The sequence below is a fragment of the Criibacterium bergeronii genome, assembly GCF_001693775.2.
GTDB classification, from domain to species: domain Bacteria; phylum Bacillota; class Clostridia; order Peptostreptococcales; family Filifactoraceae; genus Peptoanaerobacter; species Peptoanaerobacter bergeronii.
The window spans coordinates 1-3,425 of the sequence record NZ_MBEW02000055.1; the positions used below are offsets into that span (position 1 = coordinate 1).

At 36.2% G+C, this 3,425-nt stretch carries 5 protein-coding genes; all 5 read right to left on the reverse strand.

Annotated features, from left to right (window positions below; all coding sequences use genetic code 11):
• The coding region (locus tag BBG48_RS10545; protein ID WP_199560411.1) for an endolysin-like domain-containing protein at positions 1 to 290 on the reverse strand (290 nt) is incomplete at its 3' end.
• 180 nt (positions 291 to 470) lie between these two features.
• Entirely contained in the window at positions 471 to 830 is a 360-nt protein-coding gene (locus tag BBG48_RS10550; protein ID WP_068914024.1) for a hypothetical protein, read from the reverse strand.
• 16 nt (positions 831 to 846) lie between these two features.
• On the reverse strand, positions 847 to 1,167 hold the full coding sequence (locus tag BBG48_RS10555; protein ID WP_068914023.1) for a hypothetical protein: 321 nt from the start codon (positions 1,165 to 1,167) through the stop codon (positions 847 to 849).
• A 56-nt stretch (positions 1,168 to 1,223) separates the two neighbouring features.
• Entirely contained in the window at positions 1,224 to 2,126 is a 903-nt protein-coding gene (locus BBG48_RS10560; protein ID WP_147292852.1) for a hypothetical protein, read from the reverse strand.
• A 49-nt stretch (positions 2,127 to 2,175) separates the two neighbouring features.
• On the reverse strand, positions 2,176 to 3,425 hold a 1,250-nt coding region (locus BBG48_RS11055; protein ID WP_158527930.1), incomplete at its 5' end, for a phage tail protein.

Here is a 3,425-nt window from a genome sequence, read left to right on the forward strand (position 1 = left end):
ATATTTAGCAAAATGTCGCCCCTTTGCAAGCCACCGCCTGTTCTTGTATTTATTTTGTGTATCACATTTTTAAAACCTGCTCTTCTAAGAGCTTGACTCATGTTGCCTGTATATGTCGCTCCTAAATCTTTAAGAGCAAAACCCGCATTGTCAAACGCCGTAATAGTAAGAGAAGAGCAATCATAATCGCCCTTTTCACCCCAACGATACATCTGGTCGTAGCCATGGTCGTTGTCTTTTGCAATCTTTTCCATGAATTGTACGGCTTTTTCTACTCTTTCATCTATCATCTTTTATACCTCCTATTTTTGAGCATAAAAAAGACACCTTTTGCAGTGTCTTTTAAAATGTGAAAAGCAGTCTTGAAATGACTGCTTTTCTGTCAGCTAGTGACATTGTCTTATATAAAGTCCGTAAAGGGCCTCCAGCTTTTTTGTAATTATATCATTATATAATATTTTAAGTCAACATTACACACCCCCATTTCTAAAATCCTCTTGCCCCAACTCCACATTATCCAATTTGTTTATAATCTGCTCCCTTATCTTACCTTTTCTAATATTTTCAAACCCACTTTTTACAATAAGAGCAGTAAGAACAGGGCCTGAAAATAATACAACCTTATCCAGCGTATCTTTTGCCAAATCAACACTTTTTAAGTTAAAAGACAAGTACATATTTTCAATAAAAACAATAAAAACTAATGCTATTATTAAAAACATCAGTTTTTTGCTTGCTTCAATATATTTCTTATCTCTATTAAATTCTTTTTTGTTATCTTCCGCTTTTAGCTTTTTGTAAGCTTGCAATACCCTTTGTTCCTCTGTCATTTAAACACTCCCTTTGCTATTCATGTTTAATTTTCATACTCTTACACCTGTTAAACAGCTCCGTACCCGTACCGTTACCACCTAAATTGTGATAGCTCTCATATAAGTGCTCAATATTATTTAATTGGCCGGCTGTAATATACTCCTGCTCGGAATAATGCTTGCACACCTGATATAATCTGTCATGCAATAACGCAAGCACGCCGTCCTTTATCAGCTTTTGCTCATCAAGCTCCTTTTTAAACCTCGTAAAAAACCTCCTCCAAGCATAGCCCATCAACGAAAGCACACCCGCAAAAAGCACCCCCAGCCAATACTGCTTAATAAACTCAATCATATTCACCCCCGAAAATAAATAACAAAAAAAGCCCCCCAGCAGAGCCACACAAACATTTAAAAAAACCTCACCAAACTACCTCCCCTTACCTCATATACCTCTTTAATAGGAGTAAGCACACCATTTTCCTTGACATATACCTCTTTGATAGGCACAAGCACACCATTTTCCTTGACATATAAACCTTTTTTATCATCAGGATAACCGGATAAATACACCGCAATTACGCTATTTGCCCCATATCCACTAAATTGCACCCTGCACGACTTTTGCACAGTTGGCACGTGGGCTAACTCCCAATCAGGGCTTGGACGTGTCATAATATACTTGTAGCCGACTTTCTCATCAAATTTTAAATGTGTCCAAACTTTAAGCCCCCGAAAACAATATTTATCATCCGGAAATTTCGGCTTACCGGTTATCGGGTCAATTATAGAACATATATTAAAAGTTATCCTGCGAAAACCATCTCCGTAAAAATTTTTAACTGGCAGCTTTTTGTATGCGGTAGCTCCGTTTATGTCCGTCGGATAACAAAAACAATACTCATTATTTGCATACCCATTTATTGATATTAAACTCTCTATTTCCTTAAGATAGAGGTTCCTTGCTTCACTTTGAGACATACCATTTTCAGCATAATCTATAAGATAAGTCTGTGCGTACTGCTCAAGCAAAAACTCATTTTTTTTATCTAATATTTGGGAAAGAGGCTCCCCAATTACTTCACTAAATACGAAATCAAGAGTATCAGGACTATCACCTATCTGATTTATCAACGGCGAAGAAATAGTAAAATGATCTGTAATATCCTTAATAATAATTTCAGATTCATCTACTATGTCATCAGAACCGGCACTCCCATAATAATACATTGCCTCGATTTGAATTTTGTCCAGATTAATCCCATTAGCCAAATACACACCATAGTCAACATTGCTTTCTGGAATATATTGCATGCTATACTTTCCCAAATAAAAATCAAGACGATTTTTACCCACTAAACTCCTACCCCCTTACAAACACAACATCGCCCTCACCGACGACCCCGGCATCAGGCAAACTGTCATAAACCCCTACATTTCTAAGATTATTGGCGGTATCATCAAGCTTAACAACCTTTTTAAGTTTACCATCAGAAGTGGTATACTCAAAGACTAAACCGGTTTTACCCTTATAAATCTTAGCCTTTCCGCCATCTCCCGCACCCGTACCGGTACCTAGAGTAATAACAGGCACACCCTGCAAATTACCCTCCAAATCCTCAAAATCAATTATCATTTTAGTATACTGATTAACAATCTTAGGCACAGTAACATAAAAATCCGCAACATATACAGGTCTTTCAACCCCGTTAAAAATAGCCACGGCACCATCAGGAATATTTGGAGGCTGCAAAGTAAAATATTTATAAGCATCCTCATTAGAGCCAATAGCTGTCCAATAAATAGTTTTCCCGCTAACAGTGGTCAAATTAACCCTTTCAATATCTGATAATTCAGCAGTTATGAACTCTTGTTTCATATCGTGAATGTAAATAAAATTCCAATACTTTCCTAGTTTTCCCCGCCTGCCGTCAAAATTGGTTCTAAGATAATTAACCTCCAGCTCCTCAATCCAAGAATTTACAGCGTGTATAACCTCAGCCTTAATAACCTCTTGCTTAAAAACCTGCGTTATTTGCTGATATACAACCTTTTCAGGCGGAGGAATAACGACATTTTTTGCATCAACATACATATTTACAATATCTTCCGAAAAAGACTTTTCAAGCGTTCCAACCTCAATTACTGACTCAAAACGATTAAAAGGATTATACTCAATAGATAAAACCTTTAATTTAACATCAACATTTATAGTTTCGTCAACGACAGTTATAATATCACCTAGATTGATTTGTGGCTCTTCGACAATCTCAATCTTATACCCCACACCATCATCATTTGTGATTTTTGTTATATTTTTTAGATTATGAGCATATTTAAAGACAGCTCCCTTATCCTCGAAGCTGTCTTTTACAATAACATTAAAATTATCAAAATCAACCCAAACATCATAATCCTTAGCGAGCTTGATTAAAGCCTCACGTCTAGTCATTTCACCATAATTCAAACTCTTTTGCTTATTATTAGTCACTTGGATAACAGGATTAAAACTTGTACCCTCAAGACATTTATAAATAGCCTCAGAAAGCAAATACACACCTTTAAGAGTGTATTTGCCTGACTCATCCTTTTGTACCTTTAAATTAGACTCAT